30 protein-coding genes and 1 pseudogene are annotated in these 25,702 nt (G+C 62.4%); 12 read left to right on the top strand and 19 right to left on the bottom strand.

Annotation, left to right across the window (positions count from 1 at the left end; genetic code table 11):
- Nucleotides 1–312, top strand: a complete 312-nt coding sequence (locus tag FJ958_RS22270) for a DUF6665 family protein (RefSeq protein ID WP_140745484.1) — start codon at nt 1–3, stop codon at nt 310–312.
- Here the strand turns inward: FJ958_RS22270 and FJ958_RS22265 are convergent.
- Both FJ958_RS22265 and FJ958_RS22260 read right to left on the bottom strand, forming a co-directional pair.
- Nucleotides 293–1,177, bottom strand: a complete 885-nt coding sequence (locus FJ958_RS22265) for an alpha/beta hydrolase (protein ID WP_140745482.1) — start codon at nt 1,175–1,177, stop codon at nt 293–295. The two genes, FJ958_RS22270 and FJ958_RS22265, sit on opposite strands and share 20 nt — an antisense overlap.
- A gap of 69 nt (nt 1,178–1,246) precedes the next feature.
- Nucleotides 1,247–1,591, bottom strand: a complete 345-nt coding sequence (locus FJ958_RS22260; RefSeq protein ID WP_140745480.1) for a cupin domain-containing protein — start codon at nt 1,589–1,591, stop codon at nt 1,247–1,249.
- Between the two features lie 314 nt (nt 1,592–1,905).
- Here FJ958_RS22260 and petA point away from each other — a divergent pair, with 314 nt between their 5' ends.
- The 6 genes from petA (at nt 1,906) to FJ958_RS22230 (ending at nt 6,719) form a co-directional block, all read left to right on the top strand.
- The gene (petA, locus tag FJ958_RS22255) at nt 1,906–2,466 is read left to right on the top strand and encodes a ubiquinol-cytochrome c reductase iron-sulfur subunit (protein WP_140745479.1); all 561 of its coding nucleotides are present in this window, start codon (nt 1,906–1,908) and stop codon (nt 2,464–2,466) included.
- A 16-nt stretch (nt 2,467–2,482) separates the two neighbouring features.
- Nucleotides 2,483–3,784: a cytochrome b N-terminal domain-containing protein gene (locus FJ958_RS22250; protein ID WP_140745477.1), complete on the top strand. Its 1,302-nt coding sequence runs from the start codon at nt 2,483–2,485 to the stop codon at nt 3,782–3,784.
- 27 nt (nt 3,785–3,811) lie between these two features.
- Nucleotides 3,812–4,669 (top strand): cytochrome c1, encoded by an 858-nt coding sequence (locus FJ958_RS22245; RefSeq protein ID WP_140745475.1) that lies wholly within the window; start codon nt 3,812–3,814, stop codon nt 4,667–4,669.
- Between the two features lie 136 nt (nt 4,670–4,805).
- On the top strand, nt 4,806–5,501 hold the full coding sequence (locus FJ958_RS22240) for a phosphatase PAP2 family protein (RefSeq protein WP_140745473.1): 696 nt from the start codon (nt 4,806–4,808) through the stop codon (nt 5,499–5,501).
- 139 nt (nt 5,502–5,640) lie between these two features.
- Nucleotides 5,641–6,096, top strand: coding sequence for a hypothetical protein (locus FJ958_RS22235; protein WP_140745471.1), 456 nt, complete (start codon nt 5,641–5,643; stop codon nt 6,094–6,096).
- Nucleotides 6,097–6,173: 77 nt separating this feature from the next.
- Nucleotides 6,174–6,719, top strand: coding sequence for an adenine phosphoribosyltransferase (locus FJ958_RS22230; RefSeq protein WP_140610724.1), 546 nt, complete (start codon nt 6,174–6,176; stop codon nt 6,717–6,719).
- A gap of 110 nt (nt 6,720–6,829) precedes the next feature.
- Here FJ958_RS22230 and FJ958_RS22225 read toward each other — a convergent pair whose 3' ends face one another.
- The 4 genes and pseudogenes from FJ958_RS22225 to FJ958_RS22210 all read right to left on the bottom strand — a co-directional run.
- Complete coding sequence (locus tag FJ958_RS22225; RefSeq protein ID WP_140745470.1) at nt 6,830–7,297, bottom strand: MaoC family dehydratase; 468 nt, start codon at nt 7,295–7,297, stop codon at nt 6,830–6,832.
- A complete protein-coding gene (locus tag FJ958_RS22220; RefSeq protein WP_181176475.1) occupies nt 7,294–7,791 on the bottom strand; it encodes a MaoC family dehydratase in 498 nt (165 codons plus the stop codon). Before FJ958_RS22220 ends, FJ958_RS22225 begins: the two co-directional genes overlap by 4 nt.
- Before the next feature lie 229 nt (nt 7,792–8,020).
- Nucleotides 8,021–8,995: a magnesium/cobalt transporter CorA gene (gene corA, locus FJ958_RS22215; RefSeq protein WP_140745468.1), complete on the bottom strand. Its 975-nt coding sequence runs from the start codon at nt 8,993–8,995 to the stop codon at nt 8,021–8,023.
- A gap of 308 nt (nt 8,996–9,303) precedes the next feature.
- Nucleotides 9,304–9,525, bottom strand: a pseudogene (locus FJ958_RS22210) (DUF933 domain-containing protein); the annotation flags it as partial.
- 146 nt (nt 9,526–9,671) lie between these two features.
- On the opposite strand from FJ958_RS22210, the gene FJ958_RS22205 reads away from it, so the two are divergent.
- On the top strand, nt 9,672–10,595 hold the full coding sequence (locus tag FJ958_RS22205) for a three-Cys-motif partner protein TcmP (protein ID WP_140745466.1): 924 nt from the start codon (nt 9,672–9,674) through the stop codon (nt 10,593–10,595).
- Here the strand turns inward: FJ958_RS22205 and FJ958_RS22200 are convergent.
- The 5 genes from FJ958_RS22200 to FJ958_RS22180 all read right to left on the bottom strand — a co-directional run bounded on the left by FJ958_RS22200 (nt 10,550) and on the right by FJ958_RS22180 (nt 14,769).
- Nucleotides 10,550–11,302, bottom strand: a complete 753-nt coding sequence (locus FJ958_RS22200; RefSeq protein ID WP_140745464.1) for a DUF5131 family protein — start codon at nt 11,300–11,302, stop codon at nt 10,550–10,552. The genes FJ958_RS22205 and FJ958_RS22200 overlap by 46 nt on opposite strands.
- 133 nt (nt 11,303–11,435) lie before the next feature.
- Nucleotides 11,436–12,539 carry a redox-regulated ATPase YchF gene (gene ychF / locus FJ958_RS22195; protein ID WP_140745462.1) on the bottom strand — a complete coding sequence of 368 codons (1,104 nt, stop codon included), beginning with the start codon at nt 12,537–12,539 and terminating at the stop codon, nt 11,436–11,438.
- A 175-nt stretch (nt 12,540–12,714) separates the two neighbouring features.
- Nucleotides 12,715–13,437 (bottom strand): aminoacyl-tRNA hydrolase, encoded by a 723-nt coding sequence (gene pth, locus FJ958_RS22190; protein ID WP_140745460.1) that lies wholly within the window; start codon nt 13,435–13,437, stop codon nt 12,715–12,717.
- A 23-nt stretch (nt 13,438–13,460) separates the two neighbouring features.
- Nucleotides 13,461–14,102: a 50S ribosomal protein L25/general stress protein Ctc gene (locus FJ958_RS22185; RefSeq protein WP_140745458.1), complete on the bottom strand. Its 642-nt coding sequence runs from the start codon at nt 14,100–14,102 to the stop codon at nt 13,461–13,463.
- 238 nt (nt 14,103–14,340) lie between these two features.
- A complete protein-coding gene (locus FJ958_RS22180; RefSeq protein WP_140745456.1) occupies nt 14,341–14,769 on the bottom strand; it encodes a MarR family transcriptional regulator in 429 nt (142 codons plus the stop codon).
- A 148-nt stretch (nt 14,770–14,917) separates the two neighbouring features.
- On the opposite strand from FJ958_RS22180, the gene FJ958_RS22175 reads away from it, so the two are divergent.
- Entirely contained in the window at nt 14,918–15,775 is an 858-nt protein-coding gene (locus tag FJ958_RS22175; RefSeq protein ID WP_140745455.1) for an alpha/beta hydrolase, read from the top strand.
- 131 nt (nt 15,776–15,906) lie between these two features.
- Here the strand turns inward: FJ958_RS22175 and FJ958_RS22170 are convergent, their stop codons facing one another.
- The gene (locus FJ958_RS22170; protein ID WP_181176474.1) at nt 15,907–17,148 is read right to left on the bottom strand and encodes an MFS transporter; all 1,242 of its coding nucleotides are present in this window, start codon (nt 17,146–17,148) and stop codon (nt 15,907–15,909) included.
- Nucleotides 17,149–17,326: 178 nt separating this feature from the next.
- On the opposite strand from FJ958_RS22170, the gene FJ958_RS22165 reads away from it, so the two are divergent.
- On the top strand, nt 17,327–18,217 hold the full coding sequence (locus FJ958_RS22165; protein WP_140745538.1) for a helix-turn-helix transcriptional regulator: 891 nt from the start codon (nt 17,327–17,329) through the stop codon (nt 18,215–18,217).
- Here FJ958_RS22165 and FJ958_RS22160 read toward each other — a convergent pair.
- The 7 genes from FJ958_RS22160 to FJ958_RS22130 all read right to left on the bottom strand — a co-directional run bounded on the left by FJ958_RS22160 (nt 18,214) and on the right by FJ958_RS22130 (nt 24,347).
- Nucleotides 18,214–19,149, bottom strand: coding sequence for a ribose-phosphate pyrophosphokinase (locus FJ958_RS22160; protein WP_140745451.1), 936 nt, complete (start codon nt 19,147–19,149; stop codon nt 18,214–18,216). The genes FJ958_RS22165 and FJ958_RS22160 overlap by 4 nt on opposite strands.
- Nucleotides 19,150–19,305: 156 nt before the next feature.
- Entirely contained in the window at nt 19,306–19,938 is a 633-nt protein-coding gene (locus FJ958_RS22155) for a hypothetical protein (protein ID WP_140745448.1), read from the bottom strand.
- A gap of 43 nt (nt 19,939–19,981) precedes the next feature.
- Nucleotides 19,982–21,133: a Xaa-Pro peptidase family protein gene (locus FJ958_RS22150; RefSeq protein ID WP_140692183.1), complete on the bottom strand. Its 1,152-nt coding sequence runs from the start codon at nt 21,131–21,133 to the stop codon at nt 19,982–19,984.
- The gene (pgeF, locus tag FJ958_RS22145; protein WP_140745446.1) at nt 21,133–21,927 is read right to left on the bottom strand and encodes a peptidoglycan editing factor PgeF; all 795 of its coding nucleotides are present in this window, start codon (nt 21,925–21,927) and stop codon (nt 21,133–21,135) included. The genes FJ958_RS22150 and pgeF overlap by 1 nt, the downstream gene beginning before the upstream one ends.
- Nucleotides 21,928–22,031: 104 nt before the next feature.
- Nucleotides 22,032–23,120 carry a class I SAM-dependent methyltransferase gene (locus FJ958_RS22140; protein ID WP_140745444.1) on the bottom strand — a complete coding sequence of 363 codons (1,089 nt, stop codon included), beginning with the start codon at nt 23,118–23,120 and terminating at the stop codon, nt 22,032–22,034.
- Nucleotides 23,117–23,977: a prolipoprotein diacylglyceryl transferase gene (lgt, locus tag FJ958_RS22135; protein WP_140745443.1), complete on the bottom strand. Its 861-nt coding sequence runs from the start codon at nt 23,975–23,977 to the stop codon at nt 23,117–23,119. Before lgt ends, FJ958_RS22140 begins: the two co-directional genes overlap by 4 nt.
- A 130-nt stretch (nt 23,978–24,107) precedes the next feature.
- Nucleotides 24,108–24,347 (bottom strand): BrnA antitoxin family protein, encoded by a 240-nt coding sequence (locus FJ958_RS22130; protein WP_140745442.1) that lies wholly within the window; start codon nt 24,345–24,347, stop codon nt 24,108–24,110.
- A gap of 214 nt (nt 24,348–24,561) precedes the next feature.
- On the opposite strand from FJ958_RS22130, the gene FJ958_RS22125 reads away from it, so the two are divergent.
- Nucleotides 24,562–24,864 carry an accessory factor UbiK family protein gene (locus tag FJ958_RS22125; RefSeq protein WP_140745441.1) on the top strand — a complete coding sequence of 101 codons (303 nt, stop codon included), beginning with the start codon at nt 24,562–24,564 and terminating at the stop codon, nt 24,862–24,864.
- A 323-nt stretch (nt 24,865–25,187) separates the two neighbouring features.
- Nucleotides 25,188–25,688, top strand: a complete 501-nt coding sequence (locus FJ958_RS22120; RefSeq protein ID WP_013893499.1) for a YbjN domain-containing protein — start codon at nt 25,188–25,190, stop codon at nt 25,686–25,688.
- The last annotated feature ends 14 nt before the right edge of the window (nt 25,689–25,702 follow it).

The following is a 25,702-nucleotide window of genomic DNA, read 5'->3' as shown; positions in this document are numbered from 1 at the left end:
ATGTCCTTGCGTCCGCCATCCCATCTTGCCGGCGCCTCGGCCGCCGAAGTGGCCTTCGACGCGCTCGGCCATGAAATCCTGGCCGAGAAGGCGGCGGCACTCGGGCGTGCCGGGCGGCGGGTTGAAGAAACGCTGGGTAGGTTGCGCGACAATGCCGACGAGCAGTTGCGCCCCCGATTGCTCAGGGAGGCCGCGGTGGCCGTTCACGCCTATTTCATCCAGCGCGAACTGTGCGGCCTTCGAAAGCACGACGCCGTGATCCGCGAATACGATATTCCGAAAACCGTGCTGGTCAGGCTCGGCGCCATGTAGGGTCGGCGCTGGCCGCGCTGATCTCCCTGTGGAAACGCGCCAGGCGGGTGGCGAGCCCGTCGGGATTTTCATCGGCGACGAAATGTCCGCTGTTGGGGATGATGTCGCCCTCTACTTTCGAAAGCCCGGCCGCGAGCAGGCCATCGACATAGTCGCCGATATCGCCGGGCTCCGCCGATCCCCTGAGATACAGCACCGGAATTGCGATCGGCTGCGCGGGCCGTGCGGCATTGGCTTTGGCGTCTTCGGGGAAGGCGCGATACCAGTCGAATCCGGCCTGAAGGCTTTCGGGCCGGGAATAGGCTTTTGCATAGATTTCCCGGGCATCATCCGGGATCGAGGCCCGGTCCTTCGAAAGCGCATCGAAGAAGAAGTCGAAATAGGCGCTCTGATGGCCGCTCACCAGCGTTTCCGGCAACGCCGGGACGGCATGGAATGCAAAATGCCAGATCCGCGGATTGCCAATGACCTTCTCCCACGGCGCAATGCCCGGAATGACGACATCCATGATCGCCGCGCCGCAGAGGATCTCGGGATGGTCGCGCAGTAAGGCAAACACGATCTGGCCGCCGACATCATGGCCGGCGGCCACGAGTTGCCGCAGGCCGCAAGCCTCGGCCACACCTCTCATCAGCCTTGCCAGGGTCCTTTTGTCGCCAGCCCCGGGCAAGCCCTGCGAGCCGCCGATGCAGGGCAGATCGGGCGCGACGACCCGGTAATCGGTTGCCAGCCGGCCGATCACCCGTTCGAACGCGTAGGAGCTTTGTGGCCATCCGTGCAGCAGGAGGAAAGCCGGCGCTCCGGCCGGGCCCGCTTCGCGCAAGGCAATGCTCAGCCCTTCGATTTCGATATCCGAGGTTTGCATGTCCTGGCCGTGTCGACCGCCCATCCAGTGAATCTAGGCGGCAACCGGAAACCGACAAGCAAGGCATCATCACTCCAGCCACTCGGTGATGAAAGTGCCGCTCTCGTGGATGTCGGTCGTTTCCAGCGGCCCCGGACCGAGATTGGTGAATTTGTGCGGCGTGTGCGGCGGAACGATCAGGATCTGGCCGGCCGAGGCCTCGATCTCCTGATCGCCGACGGTGAACAGGCCGGTGCCCTGGCGGATGATGAAGATCTCGGAATAGGGATGGACGTGCAGGCGTGGGCCGCCGCCTACATCGGGCAGGTAGTTGAAGATCAGGCAGGAGTTGGAGCCGTAGGCGCCGCATTGCAGTTCGCCCTTCCAGCGGTCGGAACGAACAGGCCATTCCTCGCGGTCTATGACGTGCGCCATGCCGGGGAGGATAGATCACACCGACATTCCGTGTCGAGGTGCACAAGGACACTGGATTTGCGGTTGTTTCCCGGCTGTTTAGCCGCCTTTTGCGGCCATTCGCCGTCTTGCCGCGCAACAGGGGATTTTGTCCCCGCGACAATCTGCCCATGTGCCTTGACCCGTCTGGACAAAAACGGGCTTCACGCATAAACCGAAGTCCAAATGCCGGAGGAATTCGCTAGCCTGTTCGCCATGCGCTGTCGGGTTGGCGTGATCGAGCGGGGAACAAGGCTCGGCCACCGGCGCGGAAGAGGCGAAAGGATCAGGCACCCGTGAGCGCAACCGACATCCACGATCCCAATCGTCGAGATTTTCTTTACATCGCCACCGGCATGGCCGCCGTGGTCGGCGCCGGTGCCGTCGCCTGGCCGTTCATCGACCAGATGCGCCCCGATGCATCGACGCTGGCGCTCGCCTCGGTCGAAGTCGATGTCTCCTCGCTGACGCCAGGCAGTTCGCTGATCGTCAAGTGGCGCGGCAAGCCGGTCGTGGTGCGCAACCGCACCGAAAAGGAAATGAAGGACGGCGAAGCCGTCAGCCTTTCCGATCTCAAGGATCCGATCGCCCGCAACGCCAACCTCCCGTCCGACGCGCCGGCGACCGATGCCAACCGCACCACACCCGGCAAGGAAGCCTGGATGGTGATGGTTCAGGTCTGCACGCATCTGGGCTGCATCCCGCTCGGCCAGGAAGGCGATTTCGGCGGCTGGTTCTGCCCGTGCCACGGTTCGCAATACGATACCGCCGGCCGCATCCGCAAAGGCCCGGCGCCCGAGAACATGGCGATTCCGGTATTCAAGTTCGTTTCCGATACCAAGATCCTTATCGGTTGAGGCAGGGGATATTTCGATGAGCGAGGGACACTCGACCTATACGCCAAAAACCGGTCTCGGACGCTGGTTCGATGCCCGCATGCCGCTGCCGCGGCTGGTTTATGACAGCTTCGTCGCCTACCCGGTGCCGCGCAACCTCAACTACATGTGGACGTTCGGCGGCATCCTGTCGATCATGCTGGTCTCGCAGATCATCACCGGCATCGTGCTGGCGATGCATTATACGTCAGACAGCACTCTCGCCTTCGATTCGGTCGAGAAGATCATGCGCGACGTCAACTCCGGCTGGCTCTTGCGCTACATGCATGCCAACGGCGCCTCGTTCTTCTTCATCGCCGTCTATGTCCACATCTTCCGCGGCCTGTTCTACGGCTCATACAAGGCGCCGCGCGAGCTGCTCTGGATTCTCGGCTGCATCATCTACCTCTTGATGATGGCGACCGGCTTCATGGGCTATGTGCTGCCGTGGGGGCAGATGAGCTTCTGGGGCGCCACCGTCATTACCGGCTTCTTCAGCGCCATTCCACTGGTCGGCGACTGGATCCAGCAGTTGCTGCTCGGCGGCTTCGCCGTCGACAATCCGACGCTGAACCGCTTCTTTGCGCTGCACTACCTGCTGCCGTTCATGATCGCCGGCGTCGTCGTGCTGCACGTCTGGGCGCTGCATGTCGTGGGCCAGTCGAACCCGACCGGCATCGAGGTCAAGTCGAAGACCGACACCGTCGCCTTCACCCCCTACGCGACCATCAAGGACGCGTTCGGCATGATCGTGTTCCTGTTCTTCTTCGCCTATTTCGTCTTCTACCTGCCGAACTATCTCGGCCATGCCGACAACTACATCGTGGCAAACCCGCTGAAGACGCCGGCCCACATCGTGCCGGAATGGTACTTCCTGCCGTTCTACGCAATCCTGCGCGCCATCACCTTCAACATCGGGCCGATCAACTCCAAGCTCGGCGGCGTGCTGTGCATGTTCGGCGCCATCGCCATGCTGTTCTTGGTGCCCTGGCTCGACACCTCCAAGGTGCGTTCGGCGGTGTACCGGCCCTGGTACAAGCTGTTCTTCTGGCTGTTCGTGGCCGATGCCATCCTGCTTGGCTGGCTGGGATCGCAGCCGGCGGAAGGCAGCTATGTGTTCATGGCGCAGATGGCGACGCTGTTCTACTTCGCCTTCTTCCTGATCATCATGCCGGTGCTCGGCCTGATCGAGACGCCGCGCAGGGTGCCGAACTCGATCACCGAGGCGGTTCTGGAGAAGAACAAGGGTGGCAGCGGGCATCCAGCGGGCGCCATGGCCGCACCACAGACCAAGGGCTGAGCGGTAGAGAATCTAAGGGGATTTGGCATGAAAAAGATTCTCACCTCGCTTGCGCTGATCGGCCTTGTGGCCGCCGGTACGGCGGCATTCGCGGCCGAAGAGGCGCACAACGCCGGGGCTCCAACGCATTTCCCGATCAACGAGCCGAAGGAAATGAGCTGGAGCTTCACCGGCCCGTTCGGCACCTATGACAAGGCGCAGCTGCAACGCGGCCTGAAGGTCTACAAGGAAGTCTGCTCGGCCTGCCATTCGATGAATTTGGTGGCGTTCCGCACACTTTCGGATCTTGGCTACAACGACGCGCAGATCAAGACGCTGGCGGCCGGATACACCGTCCATGACGGCCCCAACGATGCCGGCGACATGTTCGACCGTCCCGGCAAACCATCAGACCATTTCCCGGCGCCGTTCGCCAATGAGGAGGCCGCCGCTGCCTCCAATGGCGGCGCTGCTCCGCCCGACATGTCGCTGCTGGCCAAGGCGCGCGGCGTCGAGCGCGGTTTCCCGCAGTTCGTCTTCGACATCTTCACCCAGTATGACGCCGGCGGTCCCGACTACATCCATTCGCTGCTGACCGGCTACGACCAGACGCCGCCGGCCGGAATGGTCGTCCCTGAGGGTACGCACTACAACCCGTACTTCATGTCGGGCGTGTCGCTGAAGATGCCCAAGCCGCTCTCCGACGGCCAGGTGACCTATGATGACGGCTCGCCGCAGACCATCGACCAGTATGCCCGCGACGTCTCCGCCTTCCTGTCCTGGGCGGCCGAGCCGCACATGGAAGACCGCAAGAAGATGGGCTTCCGTGTGCTGGTGTTCCTGCTTCTGTTCGGCGCCCTGGTCTACATGACCAAGCGCAAGGTGTGGGAAGGCGTGGCGCACTGAACCGCGCGCATGGTCAAGGGAAACCAGAAAGGGCGCCGCGAGGCGCCCTTTTTGCGTCAGTGAAGACCGCCTGCGTCACATGGCCGTCACCGCATGTGGCGATCCTGCGCTGCCCTCATCGAAAAAGGATCGCGCCATGAAGAAATATGCATCGCTCGCCGCAGCATTTCTGTTGCTCGTCGTCGGCTCGACCGCCCGCGCCGAGGACGCAAAGCCCTTCATCACCAACAAGGATGTCGACCTGACTATGATCCTGCCGCCGCCTCCAGCGAATGATTCGGCGCAGACCAAAGCCGAGCTCGGCGAGGTGCTGACATTGCAGGTGACGCGTACGCCTGAAATGGAAGCCCGCGCGGTCGCCGACGCCGAGGAAAATGTCTGGCGCTTCGCCGACGTCATGGGACCAAACTTCACCAAGGACAAGCTGCCAAAGTTCAGCGCCTTCTTCGATCGCGTGGTCGAGACCGAAGGCGCCGTTGTCGATCCGGCCAAGGACGTCTGGAAGCGTCCTCGTCCGCATCAGTTGAGCGACCTGGTCAAGCCGGCGGTCAAGCTGTCGAGCTCCGGTTCGTGGCCGTCAGGTCACGCGACCGTGGGCACCATGATGGGCATCATCTTGTCCGACATGGTCCCGGAGAAGCGCGCCGAGATCATGGCACGTGCGGCGGAATTCGCCCACAACCGCATCGTCGGCGGCATCCACTTTCCCTCCGATGTCGAGATGGGCAAGATTTCCGGCAGCGTCATCGCGGCGGTCCTGCTCAACCGGGATGACTTCAGGGCGGAATACGAGGTAGCCAAGGCCGAGCTGCGTTCCGGGCTCGGCATGTAGGCTTCTGTCGACCGGATCTCTTGAGAAAGGGCGCCCCGGGCGCCCTTTTGATTCTGGTGTCGTGGCCCGCGATTGTTTCCGAGACGGCGAAATGGTCCTATGGTTCATCTCTCGGCGAGGGTACCGGGAAGGGCCGACCATGCAGGACAGCCAACGCAGCGCCGACGAGGATGCAATCCGGGTTGTCATCGCGCGCCAGTTCGCCAGTCTGAGCTGGGGCCACGATGTCGCGCCGGGCTGGGACGATTTTGCCGGTGATTTCCTCCCCGGCGCCAGCCTTTACCCTGCCGCACGGCCGGCAAGACCGGTCGGTGTCGCTGATTTCGTCGCGCGAATGCGCGCTCTGTCGGAGACGTCGCTGCTGACGTTCGATGAGGTTGTGCTTGGCGTCACCGTTCAGGTCTTCGGCAATATCGCGATCGCGGCCGCCGCCGCCGAGATGACCGAGAACGGAGCCGAGACCAGCCGCTCCGTGGAAATGCTGCTGCTGGTGAAGAGCGAAGGGCAGTGGAAGATCGCGGCGCAGGCATGGGACAGAGCGAGCGAGGCCAATCCTCTGCCGGATGCGCTTGTCTCGGCCGCGACATCGCGCTAGCCGTTGCCGGTCGCGCCGGGTTACGATCGGCCCTGCGCCGTTTCTCACCCGTCAGCTGGATCATCCGGAGCCTCCTCATGAAACCTTCGCTCGAAGACACGCTGCTGGCGTCGATCCGCACCATTCCGGACTATCCCAGGCCCGGCATCCTGTTTCGCGACATCACCACGCTGCTCGGCAATGCGCGCGCCTTCCGCCGCGCCATCGACGAGCTGGTGCATCCCTATGCCGGCCAGAAGATCGACAAGATCGCCGGCATCGAGGCGCGCGGCTTCATCCTGGGCGGCGCGATCGCCCATCAGCTTTCGGCCGGCTTCGTGCCGATCCGCAAGAAGGGCAAGCTGCCCTTCGAGACGGTGCGCGTGGCCTACAGCCTGGAATACGGGCTGGACGAGATGGAGATGCATAGGGATGGCGTTTCACCTGGCGAGAAGGTGATTCTGGTCGACGACCTGATCGCCACCGGCGGCACGGCGGAAGCGGCGGTCAAGCTCTTGCGCCAGATCGGCGCCGACATCCTGGCCGCCTGCTTCGTTATAGACCTGCCGGATTTGGGAGGGCGCGCCAAGCTCGAGGCACTCGGCGTACCGGTGCGGACGCTGATCGGGTTCGAGGGGCATTGAGCGGGCGAGGACGGCACCTGCCTGCCGGGTCCCCGCTGCTTCGCAGCGTCCCGGCGTTCGCCGGCCTTTCATCGTGCCACCGGCACGATGAATTCGCTTACGCGAACCGGCTACTCACCCACCTTCACGAGCACGGCGCTCTCGAATTCCAGCACCTTGTCGCCGGTCGAATCGAAGGCATCCGAACGCAGCGCCAGCAACCGCCAACCGGGGCGTGAAGTGATCGGGCGGTGGGAAACAGCGGTGCGGGTGAAAGTCACCGTCTCGCCGGCATAGACCGGCTTTAGCCATTTGAGGTTCTTGAAACCAGGCGAGGGACCGAATTCCGGCACCGGGCCTGGACCATCCCAGCCTTCGGCGTCCATAGGCTTTTCCAGATTGTATTTCATCCAGGTGGCGGCAGTGTGCCAGCCGGAGGCGCAGAGGCCGCCAAGCACGCTGTCCTTTGCCGCCTCCTCGTCGACGTGGAAGACCTGCGGGTCGTATTTGCGGGCGAATGCCTTGATCTCCTCGGGCTCGAACCTGTGCGAGCCGAGGGTGACGGTGGTGCCGATGCGGAAGAATTCGTCGAGGGTCACGCGACGGCCTCGCGGGTGAGGAACATGCCGGTGTTCTCGAGCTCGAAGACGCTTTCGCCACGCTGGTTGAAGAGCTCGGCGCGCATGGTGACCAGGCCGAGCCGCGGCCTCGACCTGGACAGGCGCTTGGCCATGATGGTGCTGTGGCCGGTCAGCGTGTCGCCGGCCAACACCGGCTTCTTCCATTTGACATAGTCGATGCCCGGCGAACCCTGTGAAGTCGAGTCCAGCAGGAATGCGTCGCACCACATGCGCATGAACATGGCGCAGGTATGCCAGCCGGACGCCGCCAGCCCGCCAAGGATGGACGCCTTGCCGGCATCCTCGTCGAGATGCATCGGCTGGGCGTCGAACTCCGCGGCGAATTCGATGATCTCTTCGGCGCTGACCAGCTTGGTGCCGAGATCGAGCGACGTGCCCTCGACGAAATCATCATAGGTCCAGGTTTTTCCGGGAGCAGAGATCTTTTCGGAAGCAGAGATCTTTGCGGTCATCAGGCAAAATCCGGTTGAAAGACGAGCGATTGCGACGGATCGGAATTCCCGGATGCAGGCCGAAGGCTGTCAGGTCAAGTATTTTCTAGTGCGCCAGGCCCGGCAGGGCCTGCCGCGCGAGGCGGTGAGAGTGGAAACTCCACGAGCACGCCTCTTTCCGTGCAGGCGGGGAATGGGATGGCAAAATCGTAACGGCCTGATCCGCGACCTGCTTGGCTGCCGAGGGCGCTCAGAGCCAACCGCGGCGGCGGAAGTACCAGAAGGGCAGGATCGCCGACAGGATCATCAGGCCGATGGCGAAGGGATAGCCGAGCTGCCATTTCAGCTCGGGAATGACGTCGAAATTCATGCCGTAGATCGAGGCGACCAGCGTCGGCGGCAGGAAGATGACGGCGGCGACCGAGAAGATCTTGATGATGGCGTTCTGCTCGATCGAGATCATGCCGAGCGTGGCATCGAGCAAGAAGGAAATCTTCTGCGACAGGAAGGTGGCGTGGTCGGCGAGCGATAGCACGTCGCGCGACATCGTCTTGATGCGGGCGCGGACATCCTTGCTCATCTTGGTCTGTGTGGCGACATGGGCGAGGAAGCCGGCCAGCCGCTGCAGCGAGATTAGGCTGTCGCGCACGGAAGAGGCGATGTCTTCCTTGCGCCCGATGGCCTTCAGCAGTTCCTGGAAGTCTCTGTTGCGCTTCGATACCTTGGTCGAGCGCGCTTCGAAAATGTCGCGCGAGATCGCCTCCACGTCGCGGCCGGCGCGCTCGAGGATGTCGGCCAGGCGGTCCACGATCGCTTCCAGCAGGCCGATCAGGATGGTGTCGCCGCTGGTGCAGCCCATCGCCACCTTCTCGGCGCGCAGCGGAAAGGTCTTGAACGCCTTCGGCTCATGATAACGAACCGTGATCAGCCTGTTGCCGGAGAGCGCGAAGGTGACCGGCGACATCAGGGGATCGTCGACCTCGGTCTGGGCGGGCAGGGTGGCGGTCATGAAGTAGGCGCCGTCCTCGATGTAGAGGCGGCTGGAGATCTCGATCTCCTCCATCTCCTCGCGGGTTGGGATGGCGATGCCGAGCCAGCTCTCGATGGTGGTTTCTTCTTCCTTGGTCGGATTGATCAGATCGGCCCAGACGACCCTGTCGCCATCTGCCAGCAGGTCGTCGACGATGCGCAGGCGATCATTGTCCACGACAAAAGCCTTGATCATCGCCAGATCTCCCCTGCTGGATTAAAAGGGCGTTTTGGATTGATGCTGTGTCGGAATGCACGGCCCTTCGTCGCATGCGCCGAGCGTGCGTCCGCCGCTTAGACCTGTGACATGACAAAATCAAGACGAGCCCGGACTGGAGCCGGGACGGCATCGCCCGCTCAGAAAAAACGCGTCCAGCAGCCGGTACCAGGAAAGCTTCGCCGGCTCGGCTTCCGGTGGTCGGTATCGTTCAAACCGCCGCTGAACGGCGGTCCGCAGCCGAAGATCGAACGTCACGCGCCACCAGCGGCGCGCCTTCCGTCAGATCAGGTGTTGAACTTGAACAGCATGACGTCGCCATCCTGGACGACATATTCCTTGCCTTCGTCGCGCGCCTTGCCGGCTTCCTTGGCGGCCACTTCGCCGCCCAGCGTGACATAGTCATTGTAGGCGATGGTCTGGGCGCGGATGAAGCCGCGTTCGAAATCGGTGTGGATGACGCCGGCGGCTTGCGGTGCCTTGTCACCCTTGTGGACGGTCCAGGCGCGCGGCTTAACTTCGTTACTCTGATTCCGGTTACTCTTTCGTAGAGGTGAAAAGCAATTCTCAAGATTGCTGCTGTTTATCTCGTGTATGCCAAATTATCTAGACACTTGTCTAATTTCCGGATTGGATAACGCATTCGGATTGGGGGATGAAATTGGCGAAACATATCTTTGGCGGTCCTGATACGTCAAGAAAGCTCAGATGTCTGCAAGAGTATTTACAGGCGTTTTCGATTGCGCTTCAGAATCAGGAGTTCGCTTGCATCTACATTGACGCATTTGCTGGTTCTGGTACGCGCACGGAGGTACGTCCCGGTTTGCCACTATTCGGACCGGATTTTGCAGAGCCAGAGGAAATAACGACACCAGGATCAGCACGGATCGCTATCGAGATCGATCCGCCAATGCATTCTATTGTTCTAATTGAGCAAGACTCGTCCCGGTTCTCAGAACTTAAAAATCTGGTGGATGAGTATCCAGATCGCAAAATCATCGTGCGAAATGGTGATGCTAATAAACTCGTACAGCGTTTGTGCGTAAATACGACTTGGCGAGGTTCAGATATTGTGGGCCGTGGAATACGTGGGGTTATCTTTCTAGATCCGTACGGTATGGAGGTGTCTTGGGAGACGGTAGAAGCAATTGCCAAGACCGAAGCACTGGATTGTTGGTATTTCTTCCCGCTGTTGGGCCTCTACAGGAATGCTCCGCACGATCCGGCAAAACTCGATCTTGCTAAGCAAGCAAGTCTAGATAGGGTCCTGGGTGCCGCTGACTGGCGCTCCCGTTGGTACAATCATGAAGTTATGTTGACAGATATTTTTGAAACTCAAGGGCAAGCGGTGCGTCGGGCCGATGTAAGCGCAATTGAGGCCTATGTGAAAGAGCGCCTCGAAACCACTTTCAAAGGAGCTGTCCTCGATCCAGTTCGGCTTCACCATAAAAATGGCGCACCGCTTGCGTCGCTTTTCTTTGCGGTCTCGAATACTAGCTCAGCAGCTGTGAAGCTGGCGACCAAGATGGCATCTCACATTCTCAATTCTGGTAGGTCATCCCACAAGCGCTCACGGTAGGTACGCCCCGTCGCTTTCTTATTCTTCCCACCCCATTGTTTGAAAAAGAAAGCCGCATCAGCATCAGTACACTGATCGAAAATCTCATCAATCCAAATTGGGTCCATTGGGCGGGCGTTGGGGCCACTCTCTCCGCCGACGATCGCCCAATGAATACCCGCGAGGCTTCCGCCTGCTACGGAGCCGATCAACGGCTCATAGGACACAAATCTGACAATCGCCGGGACAGATCGAAGTTCGTCCAATCTGTAAAGTACACGGCTGTCCTCTACGCTTGTTCCGAGCCAGACGTTTGGCAGCACTTTGAAACTGTCTGTCGACAGGATTTCAGCCATCCTATCTGGCCGCTTGGTTAGGATTTGATAGGTGTGACGCGGGGTGGTTTCCATGACGGACCAAACTTCATGGATAAAGTCCGCGGGCACGCCTGGATGGAAAAGGTCCGACATCGAATTAACGAAAACGCGTCGGGATTTTTTCCACGAGGCCGGAATGTCCAGAGATGAATGGTCAAGTTTGATCTCGCCGGTCCACTTTGCCCTTCCACCGCTTTTTCGAGTTAACCCCGTGTACTTCTCAGCTCCCATCGCTTGGAGGCGGGAGGCCATGCGCATCGCATAGCAGTTCGTGCACCCTGCCGTGAGGATAGTGCATCCGGCAACTGGGTTCCACGTTGCGTCGGTCCACTCAATAGATGTCTCAGCCATCACAAACTCTTCTCTAAGTCGGCTTTGAGACTGCCCGAAAGTTGTAGATACTCGATAATTTGCCCTAGGAATTTGTTCATATCAAGGGCCTAACAGTGTGACGAGTTCACTCGGACACGCTGGCGGTAGGCAATCAAGTGTTGAACTTGAACAGCATGACGTCGCCGTCCTGGACGACATATTCCTTGCCTTCGTCGCGCGCCTTGCCGGCTTCCTTGGCGGCCACTTCGCCGCCCAGCGTGACATAGTCATTGTAGGCGATGGTCTGGGCGCGGATGAAGCCGCGTTCGAAATCGGTGTGGATGACGCCGGCGGCTTGCGGTGCCTTGTCGCCCTTGTGGATGGTCCAGGCGCGGGTTTCCTTCGGACCGGCGGTGAAATAGGTGATGAGCTGCAGCAGTTCGTAGCCGGCGCGGATGACCTTGTTCAGGCCCGGCTCGTCGAGGCCTAGCGAGGACAGGAATTCCATCTCCTCCTCGTCGCTGAGCTGGGCGACCTCGGCCTCGATCGCCGCCGAGATGACGACGGTGCGGGCGCCTTGCGCGGTCGCCATTTTCTCGACGGCCCTTGTGTGCTCGTTGCCGGTGGCGGCGTCGGCCTCGGCGACGTTGCAGACATAGAGCACAGGGTGCGAGGTCAAGAGGTTCAGTCCCTGCAGGATGCGCAGGTCCTCGGCCGAAATGCCCTTGAGCAGGATGCGGGTCGGCTTGCCGGCCTGCAGCAGCTCGAGCGCGGCCTCCATCATCGGCAGCACCGATGTCGCTTCCTTGTCCTTGGTCGAGGCGCGCTTGCGGATCTGCACGATGCGGCGCTCCAGGCTGTCGAGGTCGGCGAGCATCAGCTCGGTCTCGACCGTCTCGGCGTCGGCGACGGGGTCGATGCGGCCCTCGACATGGGTGATGTCGTCATCCTCGAAGCAGCGCAGCACATGCACGATGGCGTCGACCTCGCGGATGTTGGCGAGGAACTGGTTGCCCAGCCCTTCGCCCTTGGAGGCGCCGCGCACCAGGCCGGCAATGTCGACGAAGGAGATGCGGGTCGGGATGATCTCCTTCGACTTGGCGATCTCGGCGATCTTCTGCAGGCGCGGATCGGGCACCGCCACCTCGCCGGTGTTCGGTTCGATCGTGCAGAACGGATAATTGGCGGCCTGCGCCGCAGCCGTTCTGGTCAACGCGTTGAAGAGCGTCGACTTGCCGACGTTGGGCAAGCCAACGATGCCGCATTTGAAACCCATTTTCGTCCAGTCCTATCGGGAAATCGAAATTTGATCAGGGCTATGGGGGTAGGGGTGAGGAACGTCAAGCCCTTCGAATCGGGCCCTTCGAAGATCGGGCCCTTCGAAGATCGGGGGCGATGTAGTTTGGTGCAGCGGTCCGCATCGCCCATATCGACGCCGGCCGCCCTGGTTCCTAGTCTTTTCCGAACAGTTTCTTCAGCATGGCGGCCATCGGTCCGGTTTCGGGCAGCTTGGCAGGCGCCTGCTGCTGCCGCGCCTGGCGGATGTGGCTTTGCTGTTTGGGCGCCTGCTGCTTTTGCGGCGGCTTTTCCGGCTCGGCTGCTGCCTTGCCCTGGACGGCGAGCGCGGCCTTGTTCATGAAGCCGGATTCATCGCCCTTGACGATCATCGCGGCATTGTCGGCGATCGCGTCCAGCAGCGGTTCCAGCCATTCACGGTCGGCCTTGGCGAAATCGCCGAGCACATGGTGCTGGACCATTTCCTTGACGCCGGGATGGCCGACGCCGATGCGCACGCGACGATAGGTGTTGCCGACATGGCCGTCGATCGAGCGGATGCCGTTGTGGCCGCCGGCGCCGCCGCCGGTCTTGATGCGCAGCTTGCCCTCGGCAAGGTCGATCTCGTCGTAGAAGACGGTGAGCGCGGACGGTTCGAGCTTGTAGAAGCGCAGCGCCTCGCCGACCGACTGGCCGGACAGGTTCATGAAGGTCTGCGGCTTGATCAGGATGACCTTTTCGCCGCCGAGCATGCCCTCGGCGATCAGGCCTTGGAATTTCTTCGACCAGGGCGAAAAGGAATGGCGGCGGGCGATGGCGTCCGCCGCCATGAAGCCGACATTGTGCCGGTTGCTGGCGTACTTCGCGCCCGGATTGCCGAGTCCTGCAAACAGCAGCATCGTCAGCTCCGGGCGGGAAAGACTTACTTCTCTTCGGCGGCGGGAGCCGCTTCGGGAGCAGCCGCTTCAGCCGTCTCTTCCGTCTCCGGCTTCATCGCCGCCGAACCGGCAATGGTCGCGATGGTGAAGTCGCGATCGGAGATGACCGGCTTGACGCCGGCCGGCAGCTTGACCGCCGAGATGTGGATCGAATCGCCGATATCGGCGCCGGTGAGATCGACGGTGATGAATTCCGGGATCGCATTGGCCGGGCAGTGGAACTCGACCTCGTGACGCACGATGTTGAGCACGCCGCCGCGCTTGATGCCGGGCGACTTGTCTTCATTGACGAAGTGCACGGGCACGTCGACATTGACTTCGGTGTCCTTGCCGATGCGCAGGAAATCCACGTGCATCGGGAAGTCCTTGACCGGGTCGAGCTGGAAGTCCTTCGGCAGGACCTGGATCTTCTTGCCGTCGACATCGATCGTGGCGACTGTGGTCAGAAACCCGCCGCCATGGATCTTGTAGTAGATGTCCTTGTAGGTGAGAGCGATCGCCAGGGGAGGCTGCTTGTCACCGTAGATTACTGCAGGCACTTTACCGTTGCGGCGAACTGCACGGGCGGACCCCTTACCGACCTGTTCGCGCGCTTCGGCCTTGAGCTCGTAAGCATCGTGGCTCATGGCTTTTCCTTTCGCGTGTTATGGAGCGTTTGCGGAGAGCAGTGTGCCCAAGCCGTAAACGTCGAAAGCCGCCTGTCCTCGATGCCCGAATGCCGGAACCGCGGCGAGCGGATCTTTGTTCGGGATCACAAGGGGAAGGCAGCCTTCCGCCGCGTTGCCTCCAAGGGTGTCTACGCGGGTGGCGGCTCTATAGCGGAAGGCGGCCGGGGGTGCAAGCCATGGCCGGAAACGGCACTGGCTACTGGTCGCCGGTCAGGGCATCGCGCAGCGCCTGGACTTGCCGATTGAGGGCGTTGAGGTCGGCCAGCGTCATGCCCGAGCGCTCGATCAGGGTTTCGTTCAGGCAGTTGCACCGGACAAGCAGAGCGCGCCCGGCGGCCGTCAGGTCGACCTGGACCTGGCGCTCGTCGGTCCGGCTGCGCTGGCGGGTCACCAGTCCGGCCTGCTCCATCCGCTTCACCAGCGGCGTGATGGTGCTCGATTCCAGGGCGAGCCGGTGGGCGATCGTGCCGACCGAGATGCCGTCGGCTTCACCCAGTGCGTTGAGCACGAGATATTGCGGATAGGTGATCCCCATCTCGTTCAGCATGGGTTTATATGTGCGGTTGATGGCCATGCTCGTGGCATAAAGCGTGAAGCAGAGCTGACTGTCCAACGGGAGAGGCACGACGCATTCCTTGTTTTGCAACTTATGGGCTCAGTACCACGAAAATGATATCGCGATACGTATTTTTGTGGACAGAGGGCGTGAGCCGCGTTAGCGATATTAATATCGCGATATTGTTTATCGCGACAACTGTCGAAGGGAGATTGAGATGATAGCGCAGACCAAGTCCGGCTCGGGCAGCGGCACGATCACCACCAAGGACGGCACGCAGATCTATTACAAGGACTGGGGAACCGGTCAGCCGATCGTCTTCCACCATGGCTGGCCATTGAGCAGCGACGACTGGGACGCTCAGATGCTTTTCTTTCTGTCGAAGGGCTACCGCGTCATCGCCCATGACCGGCGCGGCCATGGCCGCTCGACCCAGACGGATATCGGCAACGAGATGGATACCTATGCGGCCGATGTGGCTGAACTTGTCGCGCATCTCGACCTCAAGGACGCCATCCATGTCGGCCACTCGACCGGCGGCGGCGAGGTGGCGCGCTACGTCGCGAAGTATGGCTCGGGCGGCCGTGTCGCCAAGGCGGTGCTGATCGGCGCGGTGCCGCCGATCATGCTCAAGACGCCGGCCAATCCCGGCGGCCTGCCGATCGAGGTGTTCGACGGTTTCCGCTCCGCCCAGGCAGCCAACCGCGCCCAGTTCTTCCGCGACGTCCCGGCCGGTCCGTTCTATGGCTTCAACCGTCCAGGCGCCGAGGTTTCGCAAGGGGTCATCGACAATTGGTGGCGCCAGGGCATGATGGGCGGCACCAAGGCGCATTATGATTGCATCAAGGCCTTCTCGGAGACCGACTTCACCGAGGACCTCAAGAAGATCGACGTGCCGGTGCTGGTCATGCATGGCGACGACGACCAGATCGTCCCGATCGCCGACTCGGCGCTGCTGACCATCAAGCTGCTCAAGAAGGGCGAGATCAAGGTCTACAAGGGTTATCCGCACGGCATGGCCACGACGCATGCCGATGTCATCAACGCCGATCTGCTGGCCTTCATCAAGGCATAGGTCCCGAACCAAACAGAAAGAGCACCCGCCAACGGCGGGTGCTCTTTCGCGGATAGGACGCGGATGGTCTAACTCATTGCTTTCACGCAATTCCGGACGGAAAACCTCTACGCACTTTTCCCGAAATTGCTCTAAGCGGCGGGTTCCACCTTCCGGGCTTCTCTCATGTTGGGCAGGAACACTGTCAGCAGGCCGAGGAACGGCAGGTACGAGCAGATCTGGAAGACGAAATCGATGCCCTTCATGTCGGCGACGACGCCGAGCACGGCGGCCGCGATGCCGCCCACGCCAAAGGCGAAGCCGAAGAAGATGCCGGCGATCATGCCGACGCGGCCCGGCACCAACTCCTGCGCGAAGACGACGATGTTGGAGAAGGCCGACGACAGGATCAGCCCGATCAGCACCGTTAGCACCATCGTCCATTCCATGTTGGCGTAGGGGAGCGCCAGCGTGAAGGGCAGCACGCCGACGATCGAGAACCAGATCATCGCCTTCTGCCCGTAGCGGTCGCCGAACGGGCCACCGAGCAGGATTCCCAGCGCCGAGGCGCCGAGGAACAGGAACAGCATCACTTGGCTCATCTGCACCGACACGCCGAACTTATGGATGGAATAGAAGGTGTAGTAGCTGGCGAGACTGGCGATATAGGCGTTCTTGGTCAGCACCAGCAGCGTCAGCACCGCCAGCGCCCACATCACCTTGCGGCGCGGGAAGGGCGAGACGAAACTTGCCGCCTTGCGGATGCCCTGCGCGGCGCGCAGACGGCTGTACCAGCCGCCGACCTGCCACAGGATGAAGATGCCGATCAGCGAGCCGATGGCGAACCAGGCGATGCTGGTCTGGCCGAAGGGCACGACGATGAAGGCGGCCAGCAGGGGCCCCATGGACTGGCCGAAATTGCCGCCGACCTGGAACAGCGACTGGGCCAGGCCAAACCGGCCGCCCGAAGCGAAGCGGGCGATGCGCGAGGATTCGGGATGGAAGATCGCCGAGCCGATGCCGATCAGCGAGGCGCCGATCAGGAGCAGGTAATAGTGCCCGGCATAGGCCAGCACGACAAGGCCGATCAGCGACGCCGCCATGCCGTAAGGCAGGGAGTAGGGCATCGGCCGCTTGTCGGTGATTGCGCCGATGATCGGCTGCAGCAGCGAGGCCGTCACCTGGAAGGTGAAGGTCAACAGGCCGATCTGCCAGAAGTCGAGGCCGTAATTGTCTTTCAGAAGCGGATAGATCGCCGATAGCAGCGACTGCATGATGTCGTTGATGCAATGGCAGAGGCTCACCGCCAGAATGACGGTGAACGCCGTCGCCTGGGCTGAAACGTGACTGGCGCTCGCGGGTGTCGCGACGCTGCTCGCTGTCGTATCGGTCAAGATAGGCTCCGTAGTTTTTTTGGCGGCAGAGCCGCGGGACTGAGGCTGCGGGGCTTTCTCGCCCCGCAGCGGTAACGTGGCGGGACGCTCCCGCAGGCAGCCTTATAAGCCGGTTGCCAGGCTACTTCTTTCGTGGTTTGGTCCAATAGTTTCGCAAGTGGGCCAGCTGAGCATGATGATACCGCACGGTAAGGAGCTTTTCGGCGCCGGTCGTACGGATCTCGAGCAATTGCACGGGCTGCGTTGGCAGTGGCTGGAGCAGGCGGTTGGACCGGCGGTGGTCTTGCCGACCGAATATCCGGATGGCTACCACGTGCCGCATCACCACCACAGCCGCAGTCAGTTGCTGCATGCGCTGGTGGGCGTCGTGCTGGTGACGACGCGGCACGGGCGCTGGATGGTGCCGCCCGACCATGCAATGTGGATTCCGGCCGGCATCGAACATTCCGTCGAGATGTTGGGCGATGTCTCGATGCGGTCCGTCTATGTCATGCCGCGGGCGATTCCTGGCCTGCCGGAAGGCATGCGCGTGGTCGGCGTCACCGACCTCATGCACAGCCTGATCGTGGAATCCGAGAAGCTGCCGCAAGGTGGCGAACTGGAAGGGCGCGGCGGCCTAATCATGAACCTTCTGCTGCATGAGATTCCGCAGCTGCCGGAACGGCCACTGGGTCTGCCGTTCCCGTCCGATCCCAAACTGGCGGCGCTCTGCCGGCGCTTTGTCGCGGCACCCTCGCCACACGCAACGATCGACGAATGGGCCGATGCCGTCGGCATGAGCCGGCGCTCCTTCACGCGCGCCTTCCAGCGCCAGACCGGATTGTCGCTGTCGACATGGCGCCAGCAGGCCTGCCTGTTCGCGGCGCTGCCGCGGCTGGCCGACGGCGAGCCGATCACCAGGGTGGCGCTCGATCTCGGCTATGACAGCGTGCCGGCCTTCATCACCATGTTCAAGCGCATGCTCGGCTCCTCGCCGCGCGGCTACATGCGCGGCGCGCGCGACAGCGGGGAAAGCCCGCGGCGGATGGCGCCCGATTCCGGAACCAGATTGCTGCCGCCGGGAGCTTAATCGAACAGGCTCGATACCGATTCCTCGGTCGCCGTACGCGAGATGGCCTCGCCGATCAGGTCGGCGATCGAGATGACACGGATGTTGGCGGCGTCGAGCACGGCCTGGGTCGGCTGGATGGAATCGGTGATCACCAGCTCCTGCAGCTTCGAGCCGCTGATGCGGGCGACCGCGCCGCCCGAGAGCACGCCATGGGTGATGTAGGCGGTGACACTGGTGGCGCCGTTGGCCAGCAGCGCATCGGCGGCATTGCACAGCGTGCCGCCGGAATCGACGATGTCGTCGATCAGCAGGCAGTCCTTTCCGGCGACCGCGCCGATGATGTTCATGACTTCCGATTCGCCCGGGCGCTCACGGCGCTTGTCGACGATGGCGAGCTGCGCGTCGAAGCGCTTGGCCAGCGCGCGTGCCCGCACCACGCCGCCAATATCGGGCGACACCACCACGACGTTGCCGAGCTGCTTGTATTTCGCCTTCACGTCGCGGGCCATCACAGGCACCGAGAACAGATTGTCGGTCGGAATGTCGAAGAAGCCCTGGATCTGGCCGGCATGAAGGTCCAGCGTCAAAACCCGGTTGACGCCGGCGCGGGTGATCATGTTGGCCACCAGCTTGGCCGAGATCGGCGTGCGGCCGGAGGCGCGGCGATCCTGCCTTGCATAGCCGAAATAAGGGATGACCGCCGTGATGCGCCTTGCCGACGAGCGCATGAAGGCGTCGATCATGATGAGCAGTTCCATCAGGTGATCGTTGGTCGGGAACGAGGTCGACTGCAGGATGAAGACATCCTCGCCGCGCACGTTTTCCTGGATTTCGACGAAGATTTCCTGGTCGGCGAAGCGCCTGACACTGGCCTTGCCCAGCGGGATGTTGAGATAGCGGGCGACCGCTTCGGCCAGCACCCTGTTGGAATTGCCCGCGAAGAGTTTCATGCACCGTTCCTGGTGGAGGGGTGGAGAGGCCTGACGGACTCTCCTGTACCTTTTAACCGGGCTTTTAGCGGCCCGCGCCGGTATTGCAAGCGCCGAGATCGGGAATCCGCCGGCTAAGCTCAAGAAAGCTGTTGGGCAACGCCGGCTGGCAACACCTCAACTCGCCTTGCCGCCAAGAAACGCCGCGAACTGGTCGATGGTCTGGTCGGCGATCGCCTGCATGGTGGCGGGCGAGACCGCCTTCCAGCTGTCGCCGCCCCCGCTGTTGCCGGAATTGACCGCAGGCGCCTTCATCTGGCCGTTGATGCGGTGCAGGCGGTTGCCGGAGGGGTCGTAGACGTCCCAGACATAGATGACGGTGGTGTCCTTGCCCTCCGAGATCGCCGAGAAGTAGCCCTTGAGCACATGGGTCGCGGTCTGATCCTGACTGCCGGCAAGCGTGATGCCGCGCTGCTTGGCGCGCGCCTGCAGTTCCGCCGTCAGCGGGGTGGCGGCTTCCACCGAAGCGCCAACGATCGGCGCGATCTGCAGCCGGGTTTTGGCAAGGATGGCGGCGGCCTGTGCGGGCGTGACCGGAGTGGTGGCGGCAGGCGCACCCGCCGTGGTGGTGGCGGGCGCGGCTGATGACGCCGGGGCCGGAACAGCCGCCGCCGCGCCGCCCTGCGCTGCCGGCGCCGAGGTGGCCGGCGGGGTGATTGCGGAAGGTTCGAGAACGTCCTTTGCGTTGGTGCAGGCCGCCAGAGCCAGTGCCACAAGCAATGACACGGTCGTCACACGCGATCGTCTCATTTGCCTTCTAACTCCTTGGCGAAGAACGCCTCCCATTGTGGTTTCACTGCACGATCAAGTCGAGATCATGGCGGGAGAGCGGCTTCGGCTGGGATTCGGTTGTCAGGTAGGTGCGGCCAAGCGTCATCGCCGTCTCGGTGTCGGAATCCATGATGATCATGTGGGCGAACAGGGTCATGTTCGGCGCGATCGGCTCGGGATTGCCCTGGATGAACATCGGCATGTCCATCCAGGACGGTGTGAAGCGCGCGCCGACCGAGTAGCCGCAGGCGTTCAGCCGATGCTTGGTCAGGCCATGCGCCTCCATGGTGCGGGCATGGGCGTCGAAGACGTCGCCGAATGTGTTTCCGGGCGTCATCGCCTTTTCGACGGCGAGAAGCGCGGCGCGCGCCGCGTCGAACAGTTCCTGATGGCGCTTGGAGACCTTTCCGGTCAGCACCGTGCGCATCATCGGCGCATGGTAATGATGGAATACGCCGGCCCATTCGAGCGTCAGCTGATCGTTCTTGGTGAGCTTGCGGCGGCCGGCCTTGTAGCGGCACAGCAGCGCGTCGACACCGGAGCCGATGATGAATTCGTTGGCCGGATAGTCGCCGCCGCCGGCAAAGACGGCGCCCTGCATGGCGGCGAGAATCAGGGCTTCGTCGCCGCCTTGCTTGATCAGCGGCAGTGCCGCGTCCAGCGCGTCGTCGGAGAGGTTGGCGGCCTTCTCAGCCTTGGCGATCTCGGCCGGGCTCTTGAACAGGCGCAGCCGTCCGACGATGCCGGATGCGTCGGCGATCTGGCCGAAGGTCTGCAGCTGCTCGTCCAGCCGGCGGCCATTGTAGGCGGTCAGCCCGTGGGTGTCGTATTCGACGCCGATACGGGCGCCAAGCAGGTCGAGTTCGTTGAGCAGGTTGCGCAGGTCGACCGCCGGGTTGGCGCCGTTGCGGTCGGTCCACAGCACGATGTTGTCGATGATCGAGGTCTGGCGCGCCTGGCGCAGATCGGCTGAGCGGGTGAGCAACACCATCGAGCCGTCGGCCTTCACCACCAGGCACTGGAAGAAGCAGAAGCCGAACGTGTCATAGCCGGTCAGCCAGTACATGCTCTCCTGCGCGAACAGCAGGATGGCGTCGAGCTTCTTTTCGGCCATCTCGATCATCAGGCGGTCGCGCCGCGCGTCGAATTCGGATCGTTCAAAATGCAGCGCCATTATGCCCTCTCCAAAACTATCGCCGAAACCTGCCGGCCGTAATCGGGCTCCTTGCGGTGCGTGGTGCGCCGGTAGGAGTAAAACAGATCTTCCTCGGCATAGGTGCAGCGGCCGAGGCCCTCGGCGATAACGCCAGCCTTGGCCAGCCGGTCGACCGTGTAGCGGTTGAGGTCGAACAGGGCGTGGCCGGCATTGGCGGAGGGCTTAAAATAGGCGGCGTTTTCATCATCGGCCTCGACGAAGCGGGCGACGAATTCAGGCCCGACCTCGTAATTGTCAGGTCCGATCGAAGGACCGAGCACGGCGACGATGTTCTCACGCCGGGCGCCAAGGCTTTCCATGGCGAGAACGGTGTTTTCGAGCACGCCGGTGAAGGCGCCCTTCCAGCCGGCATGCACCGCGCCGATGATGCGTGCTTGGGCATCGGCAAAGAGCACCGGGCCGCAGTCGGCGGTCGAGGCGCCGATGGCGATGCCGGGCCGGTCGGTGACGATGGCGTCGGCCTTGGGCCGCTCGCCGGCAAAGGGCTCCCGGACAATGATGACGTCGGGCGAATGGATCTGCCAGGCGGTCAACAGATGGTTCGCCGGCACGCCCATCCAGGCAGCGACACGACGGCGGTTCTCGGCGACCAGCGCCTGGTCGTCATACGATCCGGTGCCGATGTTGAGGCCCTGGTAGATGCCGGCCGAGACGCCGCCGACGCGGGTGAAATAGCCGTGGCGGATGCCTTGTGCCTGCGCCTTGTCCAGCAGCGGCGACCGAACGGGATCCGGTTTGGTCTGATTCAGCATGCGGGCGTTGTTGTCCGTGTGAGCGGTTTCGTCAAGAAAAAGCGGCCGGCGGTCCGGCCGCTTTTTTTACCGGACGGGAGATTGGGAGGGGGAGCGGTGAAAAGTCAATCCGTCGTGGCAAAAGGCCGGACGGCGACGCCGCGCGGCAGGACGGCAAGCACCTTGAACAGCTCGCCCATGGCCTGCGGCCCGGCGAGGCGTTCGACATCGCCGGTGATCTTGTCGCGCGCCGCCTGACTGGCATCGGCGCCAAGCCTGCCGGCACGCTCGAGAATGCCCATGCCAAGCAGGAAATCGCCCTGCGTCGACAGGTGGGCGTCGAGACCGTGCCCGCGCACGGTCGCGGCAAGGGCGGCGAAATCGACATGGGAGGTGAGATCGGCTTCGCCCGGATTGGCCAGCACATGTTCGTGATTGTGCCGGCGCAAGGCCTGCAGCGTGTCGCCGACACCCGGCTGCAGATGGCCATAGTCGAGGAACAGCCCGGCGCCACCGTCTCGGGCCATGCGCTCGGTGATGGCCGCCATCAGGGCCGTGCGGGCCGGTGCCACTTCGGCGACCGCGCCTTGCGGTGCATTTGCGGCATCGGCCGGCAGCAGCGCCGGGTCGACGGAACCGGCACCGGCGAAGAAGCAAAGATTGTTCTCATCATCGAGGCCGATCATCCGCTCGCGCCAGCTAGCGCCGGCGCGCACGAACTGGCGGATGGGGACGGCGTCGAACAGTTCGTTGCCAACGATCAGCAGCGGCTGATGAGGGAGGGTCTCGATCGTCTCGTGCCACTGAGCCGCGAGCGGTGTCGTGCCAAGCGTCTGCTTCTGCACCTCGGTCAGGCGCGGGCTGGTCTCGATCATGGCGAAGTCAGCACCATTGGCCAGCGCCGGGTCGAGCCGCGACAGGGTGCGCAGCATGTCCTTCATCAGCGTGCCACGACCTGGGCCGATCTCGGCGATGGTCACCGGCATCGGGCGGCCGATCGCCAGCCACGCCTGGTAGAGCCAGACGGCGATCAGTTCGCCGAACATCTGGCTGATCTCCGGCGCGGTGACGAAATCGCCGGCGGCACCGAAGGGCTCGCGCGTCATGTAGTAGCCGTCCGAGGGGTCGAACAGGCACATCGCCATGTATTCGTTGACGGGAAGGGGACCAAGCGCTTCGATCAGGTCGACGATCCGGGCCTTCAGCCGCGTCATGTCGCCTGCGGCTGCGACTGCGTCACCGGCTTGGCGGTGGCCATCGCCCAGATGCCGGCCAGCACCATCGGCGTCGACAGGATCATGCCCATGGTCAGCCAGTTGGTGCCAAGGAGATAGCCGAGTTGCTGGTCCGGCTCGCGGAAGAACTCGACGAAGATGCGCGACAGGCCGTAACCGCAGATGAAGGCGCCGCCGACGAAGCGCGGCGTCTTCAGCTTGAGGCGCGAATGGGTGAGGATACGCAGCACGACAAACAGCACCAGGCCCTCGAGCAGCGCCTCGTAAAGCTGGCTGGGGTGGCGGGTAAACGGGCCGCCATTGGGGAATTCGATCGCCCATGGCACATCGCTCGGTCGGCCCCAGAGCTCGGAATTGATGAAGTTGGCGACGCGCACCAGGCCGAGGCCGACGGGCACGCCGGCGGCGACGACATCGAACAGCGACCAGGTGCGGATGCCGCGCCTGATGGAAAACAGCGTCATGGCGAGAATGACGCCGAGCAGGCCGCCGTGGAAGGACATGCCGCCTTGCCAGACGGCGAAGATGTCGAGCGGATGCGCGATGTAGCGCGGCAGGTCATAGAACAGCACATAGCCGGTTCGGCCGCCCAGCACGACGCCGATTGCCGCCCAGACGATGAAATCGTCGAGATCCTCCGGCTTCATCGGCACGACACCGTCCGCCCAGAGCTTGGGGTTGGCGGCCAGCCGCTTGGCGTACCACCAGGCAAACAGGATGCCGACGATGTAGCCGACGCCATACCAGTGCACCGCCAGCGGTCCGATCTGGATCAGGATCGGGTTGATGTTGGGAAAAGGCAGCGAGGCCAGCGGTAGCAGGAAATAGTCGTTCAACGGGAGCTCTCGGTTGCGAAACGCGTTTGCGCGTGGACCATGCGGCAGGGTTTGGGCAGGGTCAAGGCAAGGCGGTTGCCGTCAAATGTCGCGACCGGATCACCCGGACGGGCCATCGCCGTGCGGATGCTCACCCCTGAGGCTTGGCAGCCACCAACTTTCGTAATGCATCGTTGATCCTGTCCTGCCAGCCGGGGCCATCCTCCTGGAAATAGTCCAGCACGGCTCGGTCGATCCTGATCGAAACGAGCTCACGGATATTCGGGGCGGTCGAGGGTTCCCGGGGCGGTGCCGCCGGCTTCTTGACCGGCTTGAAGGCCGCTTCGGCGGCTGCCATCGGATTTGTTGGTCGGCGTGGAGGCGTTGCCATTGGTTGACCCTGATTGGAGTGTGCTGACGCTATATGAGACGACAACACAATAGGCGATTTGGCGTCCTCGAGTACAGGTTGGAGCTGTTTGACAACTGCCTATAGGTACGGCAGCGCCATGCGCCATAGCAACGCAGATGCCGCACCAAGCCTCAACGTTCTTGCATTCTCCGCGCGGCGCCACTACGTCAATTCGAGCAAGCGAGGATTTGCCATGTCGACCGGACCGAACCGCATTCTCGACGAATTCGCCAAGCTCATGACCGATGCAGCCGGTGCCGCCCAGGGCGTGCGGCGCGAGGTGGAAACCGCCTTCAAGGGGCAGGCGGAGCGTATCCTCAATTCGATGGACGTGGTGCAGCGCGAGGAATTCGAGGCCGCGCGCGAGATGGCAGCCAAGGCTCGGGACGAGAATACCCGCCTTGCCGCCCGCATCGAAGCGCTCGAAGCCAGGCTCGCCGAACTGGCCGGTGATGCCGCACCAGCGGCGGCGGCGAAGCCGCGTGCAAAAAAATAATCATTAAACTTTTCCACATAGTCCAATTCTGAAAAGCGCTTTGCCGTGAATCGCTTAACGGCATTGCATGAATCTTTGTGACAGCGCCTTTCCACATGCGAATGACGCAGTGCGAAAAATTGGGCTGTTCACGCGACTCCCGATCAATAGACTGAATTTGTTGCATGATTCGGAGCAGGATCATGCGGCCGGGCGGTGGGGTCCGGTCTGGGGTCTTTGCGTCGAGAAGTCCTGGCCGTCCGAGTTCTAGATCAGATTGTTCGTTGTGTGTGCCCTCCCGCGGAGCGTGTGGCGGCGCTCCTTAGAACGACAGGAAGCATTCCATGGAACTTCTCGAACTCGAATTCTCCCGCGAAATCCATCCGGTGGATGTTATCGAGCAGGTGGCCCACAACAATGACTGGTCCTTCGAACGGGCCGGCGATGACGAAATCTCGATCTCGGTTGCCGGCAGCTGGACCGACTACCATGTCTCCTTCTCCTGGATGGAGGATTTCGAGGCGCTGCATCTGGCCTGCGCCTTCGACATCAAGGTGCCGGAGACCCGCGCCTTGGAAGTGATGCGGCTGTTGTCGCTGATCAACGAGCAAATGCTGTTCGGCCATTTCGACCTCTGGGAGCAGGAAGGCGCGATCATGTTCCGCCAGTCGCTGCTGCTGGCGGGCGGAGTCGAGCCGTCGAGCCAGCAGGTCGAGGTGCTTTTGTCCTCGGCGCTGGAAGCCTGCGAATGCTATTTCCAGGCTTTTCAGTTCGTCGTCTGGTCGGGAACCTCGGCCAAGGATGCGCTGGCCGGTGTGCTGTTCGAGACCTACGGCAACGCCTGAGCATCGGTAAGACA

The organism is Mesorhizobium sp. B2-3-5, from assembly GCF_006442395.1.
In the GTDB taxonomy this organism is placed as follows: Bacteria; Pseudomonadota; Alphaproteobacteria; order Rhizobiales; family Rhizobiaceae; genus Mesorhizobium.
The sequence above is the reverse complement of the archived record's forward strand: the minus strand, read 5'-3'. Positions and strand labels throughout refer to the sequence as shown.